The organism is Flavobacterium pasteuri (assembly GCF_048286615.1).
Lineage (GTDB): Bacteria > Bacteroidota > Bacteroidia > Flavobacteriales > Flavobacteriaceae > Flavobacterium.
In genome coordinates this window covers 425,501-446,545 of sequence record NZ_JBLVPN010000001.1, presented here as the reverse complement: position 1 = coordinate 446,545, position 21,045 = coordinate 425,501, and the positions used below count along the sequence as shown (strand labels likewise).

The window sequence follows — 21,045 nt, the reverse complement described above, 5'->3', positions numbered from 1 at the left end:
TTCTAGAAAAGTAAGCGGAATTAAATCGCTCATAATAATTCTATAAAAAATTTCGATTGCATGAATTATAATTGTTATTTTGTAGATTCTAATTATGATTTGATATGTTGAAAAACAATTTAAAATACTCCCTCTTTCTATTGCTTTTAATTATTGTTGGATGCGCAAAAAGAGGCTCCATCACTGGCGGTTTGAAAGATACCATTGCCCCTGTTTTAAAAGTAAGTTTTCCTGAAAATTTCAATAAAAATTTCAAAGGAAACGAAATCAAACTAGTTTTTGACGAGAACATTAAACTCAAAAATCTTAACAAGCAATTGATTATTTCACCACCAATGAAATATGAACCGTCAATTCTGCCTACCACTCCAAGCAAAACGATTACTATAAAAATCAAAGATACATTACAGCCTAATACCACTTACAGCTTTAATTTTGGCCAAAGTATCGCTGACAATAATGAAGGAAATCCATTCAATCAATTCAAATATGTGTTTTCAACTGGTGCTTATATCGACTCTTTAAGCCTTGGCGGAACTGTAAAAAGCGCTTATGATAAAGAAGTAGAATCATTCGTTTCGGTTATGCTGTATGACGTGAATGACACTTTTAAAGATTCAGTAGTCTACAATGAAAACCCAAGATATGTGACTAATACTTTAGACAGCTTAAAGACTTTTCGTTTTGAGAATCTAAAAGCTGGAAAATATCTTCTTGTAGCCATGAAAGACTACAACAGCAATAATAAATACAATCCAAAAACAGATAAAATAGGATTCAGCAAAGCGTTTATCACTATTCCAAACGACACGCTTTACGAGTTGGAATTATTCAAGGAAACACTGCCTTTCAAAACTTTTAAACCAAGCCAAGCATCTGGAAACAGACTGTTCTTGGGATACGAAGGCAATGTGAATTCAGCAGCTGCAAGTCCAAAAATAGTACTAAAAAGCAACAATGACATCTTGTCTACGATTATTACTAAATTCCCAAAAAAGGATTCGTTACAAGTCTGGTACAAACCCATCAAAGTTGATTCGCTTAATTTGGCTGTAGCCAAAGACAAATACGAAGCCAATTTCACCTTTAAAATAAAAGACCAAAAAAAGGATACCTTAAGTATCTCTGCCTTACAAACTGGCAACTTAAAATTTCGAGAGCGTTTTACTTTAGAAAGTTCAACTCCATTAATTCGAATTGAGAATTCTAAAATAAGTTTAATCAACAATGCAAAAATCGCAGTCCCTTTTACCACTGAATATGACGAGTTTAATCAAAAATTGTATTTTGACTTTAAAAAGGAACCCTCAGAAAATTACACTTTTGAACTTTTGTCTGGAGCGTTAACTGATTTTTTCGAAAAATCAAATGACACTTTAACATATAAATTAAGCACTAAAAGCACTGCTGATTATGGGAATCTTACCGTAACATTAGAAAATGTAAAACAATTTCCTGTCATTGTAGAACTGACGAATCTAAAGGGCGATGTTTTGGCAACTGAATACACCGAAAAAAACACCACGTTAGAATTTAATTTAATCGAACCTGCGCTTTATACATTACGTGCTATTTATGACACTAATAAAAACAAGGAATGGGATTCCGGTAACTATTTAGAAAGACGCCAGGCGGAGGAAATGATCTATTTTTCCAAAGAAATCGATGTTCGATCCAACTGGGATGTAAATCAAATTTTTGACTTGAGTATTCCTTACACTCCCGAACCTAAAAAGAAAACAGACAAGAAAACTGATAAGAAAAACTAGAGCTAAATATTTTTTATTTCAAAAGAATCTCTGTCGTTCAAAAAACCTAATTTTCGTCTGGTTTCCAGCATTTTTTCTTTATCTAATACTACTAAAAAAGAACTTTCAGATTCTTCTGGCTCCAAGACATAATTCCCAAGAAAATCGACTGCTTGCGAGTGACCAATGTATTCGTAACCATTCGCATCAGTTCCTATTCTATTCACACCAATCGCATAACTCATGTTTTCTATCGCTCGGGCTTTCAATAAAGCATCCCAAGCATTTGTTCTGATTTTTGGCCAACTTGCCACGTAAATTAACACGTCATAATCGTCTGAATTTCTGGAAAAAGCAGGAAATCTTAAATCATAACAAATCAATGGACAGATTTTCCAACCCAAGTACTCTACAACTATTTTTTGGTCACCACTTGTATAGACTTTGTCTTCGCCAGCCAAAGTAAACAAATGCCTTTTGTCATAAAACTGCATTTCTCCGGAAGGAAATACAAACACTAATCGATTGTAGAAATTTCCGTTTTCCACTATAACTAAGCTTCCTGTAATGGCACAGTTTCTGGCTTTCGCCAATCCTTTAAGCCAAGTTATTGTTTCCCCTTCCATTGTTTCAGCAACATTTTCAGGACTCATTGTAAAACCGCTTGTAAACATTTCCGGCAATACAAATAAATCAATATTTTCAGTAATTGAATTGATTTTCGCTTCGAAATAATCACGATTTGAATTTGGGTTTTCCCAAATTAAAGGAGCTTGAATTAGGGTGACTTGCATGATTTTATTTTTTATAAAAATAAGAAATATCACAATACCATAAGTTCATTATATTAGCAAAAACAACTTTATGAAAAAGATACTTCTTGTCTTCTCACTGTTATGTTCTATTCTGATTTTTGGACAAGAAAAATCAGGAGCAAAACAATTTTGGGAAAACCTGCAAAAACAATGTGGAAAATCCTTTGAAGGAGAAGTCAAAGAAGGAGCTGCCAATGGCACTTTTCGGGATAAAAAACTAGTAATGCACGTTCGCAATTGCGATGAGAATACGATTCGAATTCCGTTTTTTGTAGGAGATGACAAATCGAGAACTTGGGTGTTAACCTATAAAAATGACCGTATTCAATTGAAACACGACCACCGCCACGAAGATGGTTCCGAGGATAAAGTGACTCAATACGGTGGAACAGCCTCTAATTCTGGTTCATCAACGCTTCAGTTTTTTCCGGCAGATCAACAAACTTGTGATTTGATTCCAAATGCTTCCGCAAATGTATGGTGGATCACTTTAGACGAAACTTCTTTTACTTATAATCTAAGACGCATCGGTTCAGACCGATTGTTTACCGTAAAATTTGACATTACAAAAGCAGTCGCAACACCTTCAGCACCTTGGGGATGGAAAGATTAATTTAAGATTGATATTTTGCACAAAAAAAATGCATTCAACTTTGACATTGAATGCGTTTTTTAATTATATACTTTGAATTTTTATCCTTTTAAACTTGCAGATAAATATTCTCTATTCATTCTGGCAATATTTTCAAGAGAAATTCCTTTTGGACATTCTACTTCACAAGCTCCAGTATTGGTACAGTTACCAAAACCTTCTGCATCCATTTGAGCAACCATGTTCATTACACGGTCAACAGCTTCTACTTTCCCTTGCGGTAATAAAGCAAACTGAGACACTTTTGCAGAAACAAATAACATAGCAGAAGAGTTTTTACAACTCGCCACACAAGCTCCACAACCAATGCATGTAGCTGCATCAAAGGCTCTGTCAGCATCATGTTTAGGAATAGGAATTGTATTAGCATCGATAGTGTTTCCAGATGTGTTTACAGAAATAAACCCACCAGATTGCTGAATTCTATCGAATGCACCTCTATCAACTACTAAATCTTTAATTACCGGGAAAGCTTTTGCTCTAAACGGCTCTATAAAAATAGTGTCTCCATCTTTAAATTTACGCATGTGTAACTGACAAGTCGTAACCAAACGGTCAGGACCATGTGCTTCACCATTGATGTATAACGAACACATTCCGCAAATTCCTTCACGACAATCATGGTCAAATGCAACGGTATCTTCTCCCTTTACGATTAACTCATCGTTCAAAATGTCAAGCATTTCAAGAAAAGACATATCTGGTTCAATTCCGTCAATTGGATATTCAACTATTTTTCCTTCTGCAGCGGCATTTTTCTGACGCCATATTTTTAATGTAAGTTTCATTTTTTTTGTAAGTATTAAGTATTAAGAATTAAGTATCGAGACTTTTCTAAATACTATTTATAACTTCTTTGAACTAGTTTAACATTCTCGAATTTCAACTCTTCTTTGTGCAACACTGCATCGCTAGGGCTACCTTTGTATTCCCATGCTGCAACATATGCAAAATTTTCGTCGTCACGCTGTGCTTCTCCTTCTGGCGTTTGATACTCTTCACGGAAGTGACCTCCACAAGATTCATTTCTATGTAAAGCATCTTTAGCAAACAACTCTCCCAATTCAAGGAAATCTGCTATACGAAGCGCCTTGGCTAGTTCCGTATTAAAACTATTAGCTGTTCCAGGAATTTTCACCTCTTTGTAAAATTCTTCTCTAATTGCTGCAATTTCACTTTGTGCTTCGGTTAAACCTTTAGCATTACGAGCCATTCCAACTTTGTCCCACATGATTTTTCCTAATTTCTTATGAAAATAATCTGCTGGTTTAGAACCGCCGTTATTCATTAAAGCTTCAATCTGTTGCTTAACGTTGTTTTCCGCTTGCTCAAATTCTGGAGAATCTGTTGAGATAGTCCCCATTTTAATGTCTGGCGCTAAATAATCTCCGATAGTATATGGAAGAACGAAATATCCATCAGCTAAACCTTGCATCAATGCAGAAGCTCCTAATCTATTCGCTCCGTGATCTGAAAAGTTAGATTCTCCAATAGAGAAACAACCCGGAATTGTAGTTTGTAAGTTATAATCAACCCAAGTTCCTCCCATTGTGTAGTGTACAGCTGGGTAAATCATCATAGGAGTTGAATATGGATTCTCATCCACAATTTTCTCATACATTTGGAACAAGTTACCATACTTATTAGCAACAACTTCAGTTCCTAATTTAATAACTAAAGCTTTATCATTCTCGTCTAAATGCTTTAATCTTGCTTGATCCACTCCGTATCTTTCAATTGCCGCAGCAAAATCAAGGTAAACAGCTTCTCCTGTTTTATTAACACCAAAACCTGCATCACATCTTTCTTTAGCAGCACGAGAAGCGATATCTCTAGGTACTAAATTTCCAAAAGCAGGATATCTTCTTTCTAAATAATAATCTCTGTCCGCTTCTGCAATTTGAGTTGGTTTCAATTTCCCTTCTCTAATCGCCTTAGCATCTTCTAATTTTGCAGGTACCCAAATACGTCCGTCATTACGCAACGATTCTGACATTAATGTCAATTTTGCCTGATGATCTCCGGATACCGGAATACAAGTTGGGTGAATTTGCGTGTAACAAGGATTTGCAAAATACGCTCCTCTTTTGTGAATTTTCCACGCTGCTGTAACATTACTTCCCATCGCGTTAGTCGAAAGGAAAAACACGTTTCCGTATCCTCCTGAAGCAATAACTACGGCATGAGCAGAATGTCTTTCGATTTCTCCTGTAACCAGGTTACGAGCGATAATTCCTCTTGCTTTCCCGTTTACGATAACTAAATCCAGCATCTCGTGACGGTTGTGCATTTTTATTTTCCCACGACCTATTTGACGATTCATTGCTGAATACGCTCCTAATAATAATTGTTGTCCTGTTTGCCCTTTAGCATAGAAAGTTCTAGAAACTAATGTACCTCCAAAAGAACGATTGTCTAATAATCCTCCATATTCACGGGCAAAAGGAACTCCTTGAGCCACACATTGGTCAATAATATTAGTAGAAACCTCAGCCAAACGGTGAACGTTTGCTTCACGTGCGCGGTAATCTCCTCCTTTTACAGTGTCATAAAACAAACGGAAAGTTGAATCTCCATCTCCTTGATAGTTTTTTGCAGCGTTAATTCCCCCTTGTGCAGCAATCGAGTGCGCACGACGAGGTGAATCTTGAAAGCAAAAAGCTTTTACGTTATATCCTAATTCTGCTAAAGTTGCAGCAGCAGAACCTCCAGCAAGACCTGTACCAACTATAATTATATCTAAATTACGTTTGTTAGCAGGGTTTACTAAATTAATATGATCTTTATAATTTGTCCATTTGTCCGCAATTGGACCATTTGGAATTTTTGAATCTAATGCCATTATAATTGAATATTAATGATTGAAATGATGAAAAAGCGCAATAAAAATAAATCCGAAAGGAACTACATAAGCAAATCCTAATCCGAAATTTTTCAATCCTCTAGAATATTTATTATTGAATCCTACCGATTGAAAAGAAGAACTAAATCCATGATTTAAGTGTATTGCTAACAATACAAAAGATAAACAATACAATCCTGTACGAACTGGACTTTCAAATTTTGCAACTAGTTCATGGAAATACCTTGTTTCATCCAATGGACTAACATCTACATACTTGTACACCATTTCAGGAACCCAAAAATCGTAAAAATGCAGTGCCAAAAATGCTAAAATCACTGAACCAGAAATAATCATATTTCTTGATGCCCAAGAAGAATTTGCCGCTCCATTATTCTTTGCATAAGCAATTGGTCTGGCACTTCTATTTTTGAAATCCAAAACAAAACCCATGATAAAGTGAAAAACCACTCCTACTATCAAAATAGGCTGTATTACGAATTGAACTAATGGATTATTTCCCATAAAATGAGAAATTGAATTAAAAGTATCGGAACTAAAGACCGATGTCATATTGATAAAAAAATGCTGTGCTAGAAACAACATCAAAAAAAGTCCTGAAAGTGCCATAGCTACTTTTTTTGCTATTGACGATTTCAATAATGCAGATTTTGCCATAAGTTTTATATAATTTGTTTTAAAAAATTCTACAAAAATAAAGCAATTAGACAGTAACTACAACCTTTTCGCTGTTATTTATAATGATTTTAAAGTGTTTTACACAAAATATCAAGAAATCCTTAAATATCAAACATAAATCCAAAAACACCCTGAAAATCAGTTAAACAAAAAAGAAAAAAATCTTAAATAATAGACCGCGAAATTGACCGAAAACCAACCCCTAAATAGCTCAAAATTACTAATTCAATAATTTTTATTGTTCTTTATTTCTAAATCAATAAAAACACCAGGCGCCATCATTTTATGTCCCTAAAATAATTGTATCAAGCCTCTGCGTTTTTAACTTTACAAGCTAAAAATTGAAGAATGAAAACAGGAATTGACGCCATCTCTTTTGATGTTGCAAAAATACATTTACCAATAAATACTTTGGCAAAAGCCAGAAATATCGAACCTGAAAAACTGGAAAAAGGACTGGGTTTAATCAAAATGACATTGCCGGACACACATCAAGACACAGTTGTTTTTGGTGCCAATGCATTAACAAAATTAATTTCAGACAATAATATCAACCTAAACGAAATCGCCCGAATTTATGTAGGAACCGAAAGCGCCATTGACAGCTCAAAACCAATAAGCTCGTTTTTGATTGCATTGATGGAACAAAAATTTGGAGAAAACACTTTATCAGGATGTGATGTGGTTGATTTTACTTTTGCTTGTATTGGCGGAGTTGATGCCATGCAAAACTGTATTGATTTTGTAACATTGAATCCAACCAAAAAAGCAATTGTGGTCACTACTGATTTTGCAAAATACGATTTAAATTCTACCGGAGAATACACGCAAGGCGCAGGTGCTTTGGCTATGTTAATTACTTCAAATCCAAAAATTATTGCTTTCGAAAACAATTGGGCAACCAGCACAAAAGGAGTTTTTGACTTTTTCAAACCGTACCGAACGGTTTCGAAAACAGCAATAACTGGAAATTCGACTAACGACCCTTGGTTTGAAAATTTAGAAAGTGAAGTTGAAATTCACAAAGACCAACCCGTTTTTGACGGACAATATTCGAATCAATGTTATATGGATCGAACGAAAGACGCTTATTTTTCATTCAAAAAATTAAAAAACACTACCGAAACCGTTTACGATTCCTGGAAAAGTATCGTCATGCACTTGCCTTATGCTTTTCAGGGACGCCGAATGTTGTCTGAAATCTATGCTTTGGACGCTTCCAATACTACTATTTCTGGTAATGAAGACGCATCAGAATACCAAAACAAATTGAAAGAAATCAGTAAATCAGATGCCTACAAAGAGTTTGTGAACGAAAAATTAATGCCTGCTGAAATTGCTTCTTCCATAATAGGAAATCTATATACAGGTTCTATTTTCATGGGATTACTATCAACTTTGGCTCATTTTTACGATACTAAAAAAGAAATAAGCGACCGTAAATTTGGCTTTCTAGCGTATGGAAGCGGTTCAAAATCAAAAGTTTTCGAAGGAACAATTCAACAAGACTGGAAATTAGCCTTTGCTAAGGTCAATCTTTTTGAAACATTAGAAGAAAGTCTCGAAATTGACTTTGAAACCTACAATAAACTACACAAAAAGGAACAAAAAACCAGCATTAGAACCCCAAAAAACGAATGGATTTTAGACCGAATTGAAAATGAAATTCCTAATTTAATTGGTGCTCGTTATTACAAATGGGTGGATTAATTTTATATTCCTAAAAAAAGCACCGACAATTCATACTTGAACTTTCGGTGCTTTTTTTTAAAGACAGCATTTCGCTAACTGAATTTTGCCATATATTGTTGCACAATTAAATCCGTGCTTTCGTTGCGCATTTTTTGCTCTAATTGTATTGGTGGCGAAGCTCTTTCCAAACAATTTTTAACTGCACAGGTTTCACAGGTAACCCCAACTACTTGTTTCTTGATTGAATCATTTTCGATAAACTTGAATTTTTTCTTCATTCCCGGTGTAATCAATATCCCTACAGAAATACTGCGGATACAATCTATTTTAAACGGATCCGGCGTTGCCGATGAAAAAACAAGATATTCATTTTTACTATTTTCATAACTGGAAATTTGCGCATCAAAAAAGTGATTTTTCTTTTGCTTCAAAGATTCCTCAATAGTACGTATAGAAACCCATCTTCGGCAGTAATGTTCATTCATTTCATTCGCATGCGGCTCCTGTTGATTGGTAATGTGTAATTCTTTTTTTATTTGATATGTATCGGCACCTATCTGATGTGACAATCGTAGGAAAAAGAGGTTTTTTAACTGAAAGTCTTTTGGCAAAATATTAGTCAACCTTTGATAGAACGATTCGGGCGAAACATTAAATCCGCTCATCAAAGCAATCATTTCTTGAGGCTTCGGGTCAGTTTTTGACAAAAATAAATTCAGTTCATCTATCAATTTTTGCCTTGGAATAAGCAATGCTCCGGCAAAATAGGAAGCATAAAAATTATTCAGGACTTGGTCAAAATTATCAAACTTAATCCAGCTGAACGTGTATAACCTTTCGGTGATTTCAAGGTAATTATACGCAATTTCTTTGGCTAGAATAAATGCCTTTTGAGGCTCTTCAATATCTAATGAAAGCAATAGCGTCTTACTTTTTGGTACAAATATCGATCTCAAATCTCCCAATTGTTCTTGCTCCGAAAAAACGAGTTCTTTTATTGTATACCCGTACTCCTCAATCAATATCGCTGTTAATTCTTCAATCGAAATCATAGCATCAATATTCACGTGAAATGCTTTAGAAAATTGCAACACTTTCTGTTCTAAATCTTCAAAATAGTTTGTATGCGCTTCTTGGTACGAACGCAATGAGGCCAGAAAGAAACTCTCTCTTGTCAAATTATAATGTTGCGCTATTTCAATAATGGTGCTAATAAACGCATTGACTTTTGCAGGTGCATTAGCAATAATGTCGATAAGATCGTTTTCCTGAATCCCAAAAATCTCCAGAGGAATCTCTTTTAGAATTCCCGATTTGAGGATTTCTCCAATGGGCGCCAAATTATTATCCAGTTTCAAAGAAACCATATTGTCATAAGAAACATCCAATTTTTCAGACAAGAGAATGATTTTATCCGTTTTGGGATATTTTTTTCCTTTTTCAATTTCGTTCAAGTACGATTTTGAAAGGTCAGTGATTTTTGCCAAACCAAATAACGACAGATTCTTATTAGTTCGAGCCTGCTTGAGTTTAAGCCCAAAAATTAACTTGATATAATCCTTTTCTATGTTCATATCTCAAAGATAAGCTAAAAAATATTTACGTCAAAAAAAATATTTTTCATTTTTAGCGTACGTTCGCTTTTTTAATCAAAAACTTTTTGTATCATTGCAGTATTAAAAAAAATTATTGACAATAAAAAAAGATATTTAGCTATGAAAACAAGTCAAAATACAGAAATTAAACAAATATATTCAACCAATATGTTAAATTTTTCAATAGAGACTGCAGATCGTTATCCTGAAATTTTAACCGATGAAGCAATAACATTCCTTTCTATACTTCATGAAAATTTCAATAATGAACGTTTGTTGTTATTACAAAACAGAATAAAGCAACAAGATTTATTTGATCAAGGTGCCTTACCCTCTTTTCCTGCTGAAACTAAAAACATCAGAGAAAGTAATTGGCGTGCAGCAGCCATACCAACCGATTTATTAGATAGAAGAGTGGAAATAACTGGTCCTGTAAATCGAAAAATGGTTATTAACGCACTTAATTCTGGTGCTAAAACCTTCATGGCTGATTTTGAAGACAGCACATCACCAACATGGAGCAATTTAATGATGGGACAACAAAATTTAAAAGACGCCGTAAACAAAACCATAAGTCTAGAGGATACTGTAAAAAACAAAAAATACAACTTAAAAGATAAAACTGCAGTGCTGCTCGTGCGCCCAAGAGGCTTGCATTTATCAGAAAAAAACATACTTGTAAATGGCCAGCCCCTTTCAGGTTCTCTAGTTGATTTTGGCTTGTACGCGTTTCACAATCACTTAGAACTAACTAAAAACGGAACGGCACCTTACTTTTATTTGCCCAAACTCGAGCATTATTTAGAAGCAAGATGGTGGAATGAGGTTTTTGAATTTGCACAGGATTATTTGGGCGAACAAAATGGAACGTTCAAAGCCACCGTTCTAATCGAAACGATAACGGCTAGTTTTCAGTTGGATGAAATTATTTATGAACTTAGGGATCATATTGTTGGCTTGAACTGCGGACGATGGGATTACATCTTCTCTTACATCAAAAAATTACGAAATAATCCCGCATTTATAGTTCCTAACCGCGACCAAGTGACCATGACTTCGCCTTTTATGAATGCTTATTCCCAGCTGGTGATTCAAAGATGTCATAAACGAAATATTCATGCAATTGGGGGAATGGCAGCACAAATCCCAATAAAAAACAATGAAGAAGCCAATAAAATTGCTTTCGACAAAGTAATAGCCGATAAAGAACGGGAAGTCAAAAATGGTCATGACGGCACTTGGGTCGCACATCCGGATTTAGTTTCGCTAGCTATGACAGTTTTCGATAAATACATGCCAACTAAAAATCAGATTCATGTAAAAAAAGAAGACGTACACGTTACCGAAAGTGATTTGCTCGAAACTCCAAAAGGAACCATTACAGAAGAAGGTGTTCGAAAAAACATAAGTATTTCCGTTCTATATATTGCTTCCTGGCTTAACGGACAAGGCGCCGCAGCATTGCACAATTTAATGGAAGATGCCGCTACCGCTGAAATTTCGAGATCCCAATTGTGGCAATGGCTACAAAACAAAGTGGTTTTAGACAATCAAAAAGTGTTGAATGAAAAATACTACCACCGACTAGCTATGGAGGAATTTGAAAAAATAAGAAAGCTCGTTGGAGATGAAAATCATGAAAAACAAAAATACAGATTAGCGGAACAATTATTAGATATTCTAGTCGTGAACGACAATTTTATCGAATTTTTGACTATTCCTGGATACAAATACATTTAAAAATCAATTGTAATACCTATTAACAAACAACCAAAAAAAAGAAAAAATGAAAACTACAGAAACAAGAATTCAAGAATTAGTTACCGACTGGATTACGAACCCAAGATGGAATGGCATTGAGCGCCCTTATACTGCTGAAGAAGTGGTAAAATTGCAAGGTTCTTATCAAATAGAGCACAGTGTAGCTAGAATTGGAGCGAATACTTTATGGAATAAACTTAATTCTCAGGATTTTGTAGCCGGACTTGGCGCACTTACTGGAAACCAAGCCATTCAAGAGGTAGAAGCTGGATTAGACGCTATTTATTTGAGTGGTTGGCAAGTTGCCGCTGATGCAAATGTAGCTGGAGAAATGTATCCTGACCAATCTTTATATCCTGCTAACAGTGTTCCATTAGTAGTAAAACGAATCAACAATGCGCTTTTGAGAGCGGATCAAATACAAGTGGTTAACGGAACTCTTGACAAAAAAGAATACTTAGTTCCTATTGTGGCTGATGCCGAAGCTGGTTTTGGTGGAAACCTGAACGCTTTCGAATTAATGAAATCGATGATTGAAGCGGGAGCTGCAGGAGTTCACTTTGAAGACCAATTGAGTTCTGCAAAAAAATGCGGACACTTAGGCGGAAAAGTATTGGTTCCTACCCAAGAAGCTATCAATAAATTGATTGCAGCTCGATTGGCAGCTGATGTAATGGGAACACCAACTATTGTTGTTGCCCGTACAGATGCAGATGCAGCCAACTTATTGACTAGCGATATTGACCCTAGAGACGCTAAATTCATCACAGGTGAAAAAACCGGAGAAGGCTTTTTCTATGTAAATTGTGGTGTGGAGCAGGGAATTGACAGAGGATTGAGTTATGCACCTTATGCTGATTTAATTTGGATGGAAACCAGCAATCCAGATCTTGATTACGCAAGAAAATTTGCTGAAGGAATTCATGCAAAATTCCCAGGAAAAATGTTGGCTTACAACTGTTCTCCATCTTTTAACTGGGCTGCTAAATTATCAGTTGCTGAAATGGAAACATTCCGCGAAGATCTTGCAGCAATGGGATACAAATTCCAATTCATCACTTTAGCCGGATTCCACGCATTGAATACGAGTATGTTCGAATTGTCTAAAGCCTACAAAGAAAGAGGAATGGCAGGGTATTCTGAATTACAAGAAAGAGAATTTGCTTTGCAAAAACATGGTTTCAAAGCCGTAAAACACCAAGGTTTCGTAGGGACATCCTATTTTGATGCGGTACAAAATACCGTAACAATAGGGAAATCTTCTACTACTGCAATGAAAGATTCTACAGAAGTAGCACAGTTTTAGAAAAATAGCAACCATAAAAAAACACGATTTCAGATGAAATCGTGTTTTTTGTTTTTAAAATAAAAGGACCGTTTATTTTGATTCTATAATTTCAAAATCAGTAACCACTTTCTCTTTTCCTTTTTGAATACTTATTTTATTGATTGAAATTGGAAGGTAATATTTACCGTTTTTGGCTTGATCCAATTTTAGTTTTTTATCTTTCTTCTTCCAATTGTCAACCGTTGATTTGCTTAAGGAAAGATCGTAAACGTGCTTATTTAGTCCTTTTGATGTTTTCACCTTCTGAGAATAAATAACTTCTTTCAAACTGTTTTCAATTTGCAAAAGCACTTCTGAATCCCCATTCGAATAAAACCAAATCTCTGCTTTTGGCTCTGAAGCTTTAGCCCAAGAACTCCAGCTGTTTCCCCATTCTCTTGCTTTTTTGATTTTTTTAAGTTCAAAAATATGAAGATTTTCCGCTACCACTTTATCATTCAATTGTTGTACTTGATCCAAATTAACTTTATAAATAGAACGACCGTGTGTTCCCACCACTAAATCTTTTGCTTTCTTTTGAATCACTAAATCGTGAACGGCTACACTCGGAATTCCATTCGAAAAATCATCCCAAGATATTCCTTTATTTAAGGAAACATACAATCCGTTATCCGTTCCCAGATACAAAACATTCTCGTTTACATTATCTTCCACTATTACATTCACCGGACTTGAAGGTAAATTATTGGCTATATTTTTCCAAGTTTGTCCAAAATCATCTGACAAATACACATAACTGGTGAAATCATCATTACGGTATCCGTTCAAAGTCGCATAGACTCTTTCTTTCTTATGTACCGAAGCCACAACTCTGGAAACCCATCGGTTTTGAGGTAAATCTCCTGAAATTTTATTCCAAGTTGTCCCGCCGTCTTTAGAAACATGAATCAATCCATCATCACTTCCCGTGTAGAGCAAACCAAACTGCAATTGACTTTCGCTGATGGCAGCGATTGTTCCAAAAGCTACATTTCCTTCTTTAGCTCCTTGCGTTAAATCTGGTGAAATAGCTGTCCAAGTTTGTCCTTGATTCATCGAACGGTGCAAGAAATTAGATCCCATGTATAAAATATCTTGGTTGTGCGAAGACAATAAAATAGGGGTTTGCCAATTGAATCGAAATGGTTTTTCGTCCTTATTTGGCTTTGGCGAAATATATTCTCGCTTGTTAGTTGCACGATCAATTCTGTAATAATTTCCAAATTGGAAACCGGTAAAAACAATGTTAGAATTTCTTTTGTCGATTTGAGTTTGCATTCCGTCGCCTCCCATCAAATTTTCGTACGGGTATTTCCCGGTTTGGTACCATTCTGAGGAATATTTGTAAGTGCTTGGCCCAACCCAAACGCCATTATCCTGCATCCCGCCATAGATATTATACGGTTCTTGCTCATCCACATTCACTGCATAAAACTGACTTACGGAATGCGAATTACTTTTCACCCAATGTGCTCCATCATCATATGAAATGTTCAAACCGCCGTCATTTCCATTAATTAAATGCCCAGATTTATTTGGGTTCACCCAAACTACGTGATGATCTGCGTGAACATTCTCTTCGCTTATGGAGGTGAATGTTTTCCCGCCATCATTTGATTTGATAATGGGCACACCCGATAAATAAATTTTATTCACATCGTTTGGATCAACAGAAATGACGCTGAAATAATAGCCATACGAATAAAAGAAATCATCAATGAAATCTTGATGCGTCTTCGTCCAATTTTTTCCTCCGTTACTTGATTTGTATACTTCGGCTCCAATAACTTCTGTTTCGGCTAAACTATTTATAGCTTCCAAAACCACTTTTGCAGCTTCATTAGGCTGCAAATACCCGTTTTGAACCCAGTGTTTGATGTTTTCGGCTCTGTATTTTTCGGTTAAACCGTAATTCTTTAAAATAGAATTCAAGCTTTTATTGGGTAATTTCAAGAATTCGTCTCCCGGCATAGAAAATGCAACCGGTAACGAATTGCTTTTTTTGGATTGCAACGGTCTTTTGAATTGGTTATCCAAAACAGCATACACGTTATTGTCATCATATACCGCTAAACCAATTCTCCCAACACCTTCGCCAACAGGAAATCCGCTTTCAGCATTCGAAAAAAGTTTCCAAGTCAATCCTGCATCTTCACTTTTATAAATTCCCGAAGTAGCTCCGCTTCCTATAAAATCCCACGCTTTTCTATCTTTGCTCCAAGAAGCCGCAAATTGAACTTTGAAGTTTTTTGGCGAAACAGCCACATCAATAATACCGGTTTCGTCATCGATATAAAGGGTTTTACTCCACGTTTTTCCGCCATTTGTTGTTTTGTAAATTCCTCTTTCTTCATTTTTAGAATACAAATGACCCACTGCGCCTACAATAACTTCATCAGGATTTGATGGATTTATCAGGATTCTGCTGATGTGATGGCTGTCTTGCAATCCCATATTTTGCCAAGTCTTTCCTTTATCTTCGGATTTCAAAACTCCAATTCCTGCATAAGATGATCGGGACGAATTTACTTCACCCGTTCCTACCCAAATCGTTCCTCGTTTCCAATCTATCGCGATATCACCTACATTTTGCGTTGGCGCTGCATCCATAACAGGCAAAAAACTCATTCCGTTATTATTCGTGTACCAAAGTCCACCCGAAGCATATCCCACATAAAACTCGGTTGGATTTTCCGGATTTACATCCACATCCACCACTCTACCGCTCATCACCGTTGGACCTACATTTTCAAAAGCAACATTCTGAAAAAGCGATTGATTTTCCATTTGTTTTTTGGCTTCTAATGATTGCTGAATCGCTTCCGCAGAAACTTGTCCCCAAGACACACTTTGTACGATAAGTGCTGAGAAGAGTACTATTTTTTTCATAAAAACTGATTTGAATTGGAAAATTAATCATAAAAATAGTTATCTGAAAATTTTATAGTGTAATTAACATCCGTTTCTCTCAAAGTTAGTATTTTTGAATATTCAATGTATAAAAACGAATTGTTATGAAATATCATCAAATTGACCGTAGTTTATTTATAAAAAATAGAGAAAAATTCATGGCTCAGATGAAGCCAAAAAGTGTTGCCATCTTCAATTCTAATGATATTTATCCCGTTTCTGCCGATAGTACTTTGCCATTTGCACAACACCGCGACATATTTTATTTAAGCGGAGTCGATCAAGAAGAAAGTATTTTATTGCTTTTCCCGGATGCGCCATACGAGCACCAAAGAGAAATGGTATTCTTGAAAGAAACCAGCGAACACATTGCGATTTGGGAAGGTGAAAAACTGACTAAAGAGCGTGCTTTTGAAGTAACAGGAATCAGAACCGTGCATTGGTTACAGGATTTCGAAAAAGTCTTATTCGAAATGATGACGCACGCTGAAACAATTTACATCAATACAAACGAGCATTACCGTGCCACTGTAGAAACTGAAACGCGTGAAGCCCGTTTTGTAAAATGGTGGAAAGAGAAATATCCGGCACATGCTGTTGCAAAAAGTAACCCGATATTGCAACGCCTTCGTTCTGTAAAAGAAACCGAAGAATTGGATTTAATCCAAAAAGCCTGTAATATAACCGAACTTGGTTTTAGAAGATTATTGTCTTTCGTGAAACCAAACGTTACCGAATACGAAATCGAAGCCGAGTTGATTCACGAATTCATTCGCAACCGTTCCAGAGGTTTCGCCTACACGCCAATAATCGCTTCCGGTAACAATGCCAATGTATTGCATTACATCGAAAACAACCAACAATGCAAAGCCGGCGATTTGATTTTACTGGATGTTGCGGCTGAATATGCCAATTATTCAAGTGACATGACGCGTACCATTCCCGTTTCAGGAAAGTACACCAAAAGACAAAAAGAAGTGTACAATGCTGTTTTAAATGTAAAAAACGAAGCGACAAAAATGCTGACTACAGGCACACTTTGGAAACAATACCATATCGAAGTGGGGAAATTAATGACTTCCGAATTGTTAGGTTTGGGTCTGATTGACAAAGCCGATGTACAAAACGAAAACCCGGAATGGCCCGCTTATAAAAAATATTTCATGCACGGAACTTCCCACCACATGGGATTGGACACGCACGATTACGGTATCCTGAGTGAACCTATGCAAGCCAATATGGTGTTCACCGTAGAGCCTGGAATTTACATTCCTGCCGAAGGTTTCGGAATCCGTCTGGAAGATAACATCATCGTTCAAGAAAGCGGTGAACCATTCAACATGATGCGCAACATCCCAATTGAAGTGGATGAAATCGAAGAATTAATGAACAGTTAATTCCATAAATACATACAACCAAATCGGTTTACAGCAATGTGAACCGATTTTTTTTTTGGGGCGCAACCCAGCTTCCGTAAACTCCAGCTGCGTCGGGCTATCCGCTATAAGTCCTCGTCTCGTCCAAAAAGACAAGACTGTGGGCTTCCCGCTTCTATCCCTTGCGCGCTACAACGAGAAAATCTGTAATTCCAAAACACGAATTCCAAAATTCATGGTAAAACTGTAACTTTATAATCACCCTTCCGACTTATTTAAAACAACAACTATTTTTTAAAACATATTCAATATCTGATTTGAACCATTAAGAAATTAAGAACGATTAAGCTCTGATTCTTAATGGTGAAAAAAATTAATTAAAAACCTTAAAGTACAGAAATCATGCAAGCACACGAAATAGACTATCACATTTACGGCGAGGAAATGCAATATGTGGAAATAGAACTGGACCCACAGGAAATTGTAATTGCCGAAGCGGGAAGTTTTATGATGATGGACAATAATATCCAAATGGAAACAATTTTTGGAGACGGTTCCGAACAAGAAAACGGATTGTTCGGTAAACTTTTAAGCGCAGGAAAAAGAGTTCTGACAGGCGAAAGTCTTTTTATGACAGCGTTCATCAATCAAAACAATACCAAAAGCAAAGTTTCATTCGCATCGCCTTATCCAGGGAAAATTATCCCAATTGACTTAACACAATTTGGCGGAAAATTCATTTGCCAGAAAGATTCTTTCCTTTGCGCTGCCAAAGGTGTTTCTGTTGGAATCGAATTCTCTAAAAAACTCGGTCGTGGATTGTTTGGTGGCGAAGGTTTCATCATGCAAAAAATAGAAGGCGACGGAATGGCGTTTGTACATACCGGCGGAACATTAGCTAAAAAAAAATTAGCCGCAGGCGAAATCCTAAAAGTCGATACGGGTTGTATCGTAGGCTTTACAAAAGATGTTGATTATGACATTGAGTTTATTGGCGGTATCAAAAATTCCATTTTTGGTGGCGAAGGCTTATTTTATGCCACACTTCGTGGTCCGGGAACAGTTTATGTACAATCGTTACCTTTCAGCCGACTCGCCGACAGAATCATCGCATCTGCTCCGAGAGCTGGCGGAAACAGTCGTGACGAAGGCAGTTTGTTAGGCGGATTAGGAAGTTTGCTCGATGGAGATAAACGATTTTAAATAATTAAAATGGCTTTCAGAAATGGAAGCCGTTTTTTATTATTTATCGATCTTACAAAAGTTAAATAAAAAGTATATTTTTGCTTTATGATTGACCTATCTGACATATCTATTTGGAAAAAAAGTTTTGGACTCTTACCAATCCACTTAAAACCTACAAACAACGAATCAAATTTCGTAATGTTAAATGGGGGATATGGTGATTTTTGTTTGCAAACAAAAAAAGACGAAAGTGATGTTAAAGATTATTTCTCAAAATCTTGGTCTAGTAACACTAAAAATTTTGTAGTTCTCGATAAAGACAATGTAAGAATTTACAACTGGTTAAAAAACAAACCAGAAGAAGTAATCTCACAAAAACAAGTTTCAGATAATTTTGATAAATTTTACAACTATTTATTATCAAAAAGTATTAAATCTGAAAAGGATGTTGTTCCTGTGATTATTGATATTTTTAGACAATTCAGGAATATTACTCTAGAAAAAACAAATCCAGTAGAAGCTTTAAATTTGCTATTTGTTTTATTAACAAGTCTTGAAGATGATTATAACAATATCGATATAACTAAATGGAACATAAATAGTGTTCATATTCCAAATGGATTTGACAACTTCACTGAAAAACTACAAATTGGAATTGACAATATTAAACCTGAACTTGACTTAATAATCAGACACTCAGCTGGTGTGCTTTTTCAAGAAGCACAAAAAGAAGTCTTATTTTTTAATCCTCAAAGAGATTTATTTGGAGGAGTTTCCAATAAAATACAAACTCTAAACAACTTATATTCTAGTATCCATTACACTCCACCTTATTTAGCAAGGACAATAGTTGAAAACGCACTCCGAATAATTAATCTAAAAAAACCTAATTTAAAAATATTTGATCCTGCTTGTGGATCTTCTGAGTTTTTAATTGAAACGCTAAAACAATTAAAAGAACTAAATTATTCTGGAAACATAATCATTAAGGGTTGGGACACTTCAGAAACTGCTATTAATACATCTAACTTTTTACTTAAATATGAACAGAGAACTATCTGGAAAGAAAGACTCAGTTTTGAGATTAAATTGGTAGATGATTCTCTTACAGAATTTTGGAATGCTGACTATGATTTAATTTTAATGAACCCCCCTTTTGTTTCTTGGGAACAATTAAATACTAAAAATTTGAGAGACGCAGTTAAAGACACTTTAGGCTCAAATTTCAACGGAAAACCTAATCAAGCTAGTGCCTTTTTTTATAAATCAATACAATGTTTAAATGACGATGGAGTAATTGGTTGCGTCATCCCATCATCTTTGTTAACTTTAGATGCCTACAAAAATCTGCGTAATAACATTTATGATTTGATAACAATAAATTTAATAGGCAAACTCGGGAATTTTGTTTTTGAAGATGCTTTAACAGATGTAAGTTTAATAATCGGACACAAACCCAAGTCGCATTTTACTCCAACAGTATTATGGACAAGAAACGAAAAAGGTATTGTGCAAAATGCACTTCGTGATTTACGTAAAATGACATATTCTAATTTATCAACCGTAAACGAAAAAGATTACAGCGTATTTCAGCCGGTTCAGTTTCCCATTATAAAAGAAAGTTGGAAACCAATATCTTTAAAGGAAAATGAACTATTAAAAACGATTGAAAGATTTATCTCAGAACAAAAATTATCAAGAGTAGAAGATGTCTTTAATGTTCAACAAGGAATACGACAAGGTGTTAAAGATGTTTTCAAAATATCAGAGGATACATTTAAAAGTTTACCTGAAAACGAAAAAAAATACTTTAGATTGGTTATTGATAACGAGTCTATTAAACATGGAAGTCTTTTTAATAAAAAATTTATTTGGTATCCTTACGACAAACAGGGAATAATGCTTCATAACGAAGAGGAGTTAGACATAAATGCAAATACATTTTACACAACCAAACTGAAACCAAGTGAGGCAATCTTAAAGAAAAGAAAAGGAATTTCTGAATGGTGGGGACTTACTAGACCTCGAAATTGGCAATTTGAAAAAAAACCTAAACTTGTTTCCACAGAGTTTGGAAAATCTGACTCATTCGCTTTTGACGTAAATGGTTCTTTTGTTGTAGAAAGAGGAAATGCTTGGATTCCTAAAAATAATTTTGAGAATTCTGATTATTATTTTTATTTAGCACTTTTTTCTAGCACTTTTTTCGATAAGTTATTGTCTATTTATTCAAAACAATTAGCCGGCGGAAATTGGTATGATTTAGGTAAAATGTATACGAGTCAAATTCCTATTCCAAGTGTAAATTCCGAAGACGTGAAAAATTCGGATGGTTACAGCAAATTAGTAGAAATAGGAAAAGAATTATCTATCGGTAACTCATATATAAAATCTGTTTCAGACGAGATTTTAATTAAATACTTTTATCCTGAAGTATAATTTC

The 21,045-nt window shown here is 35.4% G+C and carries 14 protein-coding genes; 8 read left to right on the top strand and 6 right to left on the bottom strand.

Translation table 11 applies throughout. The features are described from left to right. The first annotated feature begins 104 nt into the window (after window positions 1-104). Window positions 105-1,769: an Ig-like domain-containing domain gene (locus tag ACNQF6_RS02050; RefSeq protein ID WP_417962776.1), complete on the top strand. Its 1,665-nt coding sequence runs from the start codon at window positions 105-107 to the stop codon at window positions 1,767-1,769. 2 nt (window positions 1,770-1,771) lie between these two features. Here ACNQF6_RS02050 and ACNQF6_RS02045 read toward each other — a convergent pair whose 3' ends face one another. After that, window positions 1,772-2,542, bottom strand: a complete 771-nt coding sequence (locus ACNQF6_RS02045; protein WP_417962774.1) for a nitrilase family protein — start codon at window positions 2,540-2,542, stop codon at window positions 1,772-1,774. Window positions 2,543-2,612: 70 nt separating this feature from the next. Here ACNQF6_RS02045 and ACNQF6_RS02040 point away from each other — a divergent pair, with 70 nt between their 5' ends. Continuing rightward, complete coding sequence (locus tag ACNQF6_RS02040) at window positions 2,613-3,176, top strand: hypothetical protein (RefSeq protein WP_417962772.1); 564 nt, start codon at window positions 2,613-2,615, stop codon at window positions 3,174-3,176. A gap of 80 nt (window positions 3,177-3,256) precedes the next feature. On the opposite strand, the gene ACNQF6_RS02035 is transcribed toward ACNQF6_RS02040, so the two are convergent. Genes ACNQF6_RS02035 through ACNQF6_RS02025 form a run of 3 tightly spaced genes read right to left on the bottom strand, consistent with a single transcriptional unit; the run spans window position 3,257 to window position 6,735 of the window. Next, window positions 3,257-4,003: a succinate dehydrogenase/fumarate reductase iron-sulfur subunit gene (locus tag ACNQF6_RS02035; protein ID WP_417962770.1), complete on the bottom strand. Its 747-nt coding sequence runs from the start codon at window positions 4,001-4,003 to the stop codon at window positions 3,257-3,259. Window positions 4,004-4,056: 53 nt separating this feature from the next. Continuing rightward, window positions 4,057-6,057 carry a fumarate reductase/succinate dehydrogenase flavoprotein subunit gene (locus ACNQF6_RS02030; RefSeq protein WP_417962768.1) on the bottom strand — a complete coding sequence of 667 codons (2,001 nt, stop codon included), beginning with the start codon at window positions 6,055-6,057 and terminating at the stop codon, window positions 4,057-4,059. Window positions 6,058-6,069: 12 nt separating this feature from the next. Next, window positions 6,070-6,735, bottom strand: coding sequence for a succinate dehydrogenase cytochrome b subunit (locus ACNQF6_RS02025; protein ID WP_315209586.1), 666 nt, complete (start codon window positions 6,733-6,735; stop codon window positions 6,070-6,072). Between the two features lie 369 nt (window positions 6,736-7,104). Between ACNQF6_RS02025 and ACNQF6_RS02020 the strand changes: the two genes are divergently transcribed. Beyond that, on the top strand, window positions 7,105-8,466 hold the full coding sequence (locus ACNQF6_RS02020) for a hydroxymethylglutaryl-CoA synthase family protein (RefSeq protein WP_417962766.1): 1,362 nt from the start codon (window positions 7,105-7,107) through the stop codon (window positions 8,464-8,466). A 74-nt stretch (window positions 8,467-8,540) separates the two neighbouring features. On the opposite strand, the gene ACNQF6_RS02015 is transcribed toward ACNQF6_RS02020, so the two are convergent. Continuing rightward, window positions 8,541-10,022, bottom strand: a complete 1,482-nt coding sequence (locus tag ACNQF6_RS02015) for a helix-turn-helix domain-containing protein (protein WP_417962765.1) — start codon at window positions 10,020-10,022, stop codon at window positions 8,541-8,543. A gap of 141 nt (window positions 10,023-10,163) precedes the next feature. On the opposite strand from ACNQF6_RS02015, the gene aceB reads away from it, so the two are divergent. Both aceB and aceA read left to right on the top strand, forming a co-directional pair. Continuing rightward, window positions 10,164-11,783 carry a malate synthase A gene (aceB, locus tag ACNQF6_RS02010; protein WP_417962763.1) on the top strand — a complete coding sequence of 540 codons (1,620 nt, stop codon included), beginning with the start codon at window positions 10,164-10,166 and terminating at the stop codon, window positions 11,781-11,783. A gap of 46 nt (window positions 11,784-11,829) precedes the next feature. Further along, window positions 11,830-13,110 (top strand): isocitrate lyase, encoded by a 1,281-nt coding sequence (gene aceA / locus ACNQF6_RS02005; protein WP_417962761.1) that lies wholly within the window; start codon window positions 11,830-11,832, stop codon window positions 13,108-13,110. Window positions 13,111-13,182: 72 nt separating this feature from the next. Here aceA and ACNQF6_RS02000 read toward each other — a convergent pair whose 3' ends face one another. Further along, entirely contained in the window at window positions 13,183-16,020 is a 2,838-nt protein-coding gene (locus tag ACNQF6_RS02000) for a WD40/YVTN/BNR-like repeat-containing protein (RefSeq protein ID WP_417962760.1), read from the bottom strand. Window positions 16,021-16,145: 125 nt separating this feature from the next. Here ACNQF6_RS02000 and ACNQF6_RS01995 point away from each other — a divergent pair, with 125 nt between their 5' ends. From ACNQF6_RS01995 to ACNQF6_RS01985, 3 genes are all read left to right on the top strand, one after another. Next, the gene (locus ACNQF6_RS01995) at window positions 16,146-17,438 is read left to right on the top strand and encodes an aminopeptidase P family protein (protein WP_417962758.1); all 1,293 of its coding nucleotides are present in this window, start codon (window positions 16,146-16,148) and stop codon (window positions 17,436-17,438) included. A 381-nt stretch (window positions 17,439-17,819) separates the two neighbouring features. After that, window positions 17,820-18,620: a TIGR00266 family protein gene (locus ACNQF6_RS01990; RefSeq protein ID WP_417962756.1), complete on the top strand. Its 801-nt coding sequence runs from the start codon at window positions 17,820-17,822 to the stop codon at window positions 18,618-18,620. Window positions 18,621-18,707: 87 nt separating this feature from the next. Continuing rightward, window positions 18,708-21,041 carry an HsdM family class I SAM-dependent methyltransferase gene (locus ACNQF6_RS01985; protein WP_417962754.1) on the top strand — a complete coding sequence of 778 codons (2,334 nt, stop codon included), beginning with the start codon at window positions 18,708-18,710 and terminating at the stop codon, window positions 21,039-21,041. The last annotated feature ends 4 nt before the right edge of the window (window positions 21,042-21,045 follow it).

What these genes read in the sequence shown, in the direction of transcription:
- ACNQF6_RS01990 (WP_417962756.1), top strand. Translation starts at nt 17,820, where the DNA reads ATGCAAGCACACGAAATAGACTATCACATTTACGGCGAGGAAATGCAA.
- ACNQF6_RS02045 (WP_417962774.1), bottom strand. Translation starts at nt 2,542, where the DNA reads ATGCAAGTCACCCTAATTCAAGCTCCTTTAATTTGGGAAAACCCAAAT.
- ACNQF6_RS02015 (WP_417962765.1), bottom strand. Translation starts at nt 10,022, where the DNA reads ATGAACATAGAAAAGGATTATATCAAGTTAATTTTTGGGCTTAAACTC.
- ACNQF6_RS02040 (WP_417962772.1), top strand. Translation starts at nt 2,613, where the DNA reads ATGAAAAAGATACTTCTTGTCTTCTCACTGTTATGTTCTATTCTGATT.
- aceB (WP_417962763.1), top strand. Translation starts at nt 10,164, where the DNA reads ATGAAAACAAGTCAAAATACAGAAATTAAACAAATATATTCAACCAAT.
- ACNQF6_RS02050 (WP_417962776.1), top strand. Translation starts at nt 105, where the DNA reads ATGTTGAAAAACAATTTAAAATACTCCCTCTTTCTATTGCTTTTAATT.
- ACNQF6_RS02020 (WP_417962766.1), top strand. Translation starts at nt 7,105, where the DNA reads ATGAAAACAGGAATTGACGCCATCTCTTTTGATGTTGCAAAAATACAT.
- ACNQF6_RS01985 (WP_417962754.1), top strand. Translation starts at nt 18,708, where the DNA reads ATGATTGACCTATCTGACATATCTATTTGGAAAAAAAGTTTTGGACTC.
- ACNQF6_RS02025 (WP_315209586.1), bottom strand. Translation starts at nt 6,735, where the DNA reads ATGGCAAAATCTGCATTATTGAAATCGTCAATAGCAAAAAAAGTAGCT.
- ACNQF6_RS02030 (WP_417962768.1), bottom strand. Translation starts at nt 6,057, where the DNA reads ATGGCATTAGATTCAAAAATTCCAAATGGTCCAATTGCGGACAAATGG.
- ACNQF6_RS02035 (WP_417962770.1), bottom strand. Translation starts at nt 4,003, where the DNA reads ATGAAACTTACATTAAAAATATGGCGTCAGAAAAATGCCGCTGCAGAA.
- ACNQF6_RS02000 (WP_417962760.1), bottom strand. Translation starts at nt 16,020, where the DNA reads ATGAAAAAAATAGTACTCTTCTCAGCACTTATCGTACAAAGTGTGTCT.
- aceA (WP_417962761.1), top strand. Translation starts at nt 11,830, where the DNA reads ATGAAAACTACAGAAACAAGAATTCAAGAATTAGTTACCGACTGGATT.
- ACNQF6_RS01995 (WP_417962758.1), top strand. Translation starts at nt 16,146, where the DNA reads ATGAAATATCATCAAATTGACCGTAGTTTATTTATAAAAAATAGAGAA.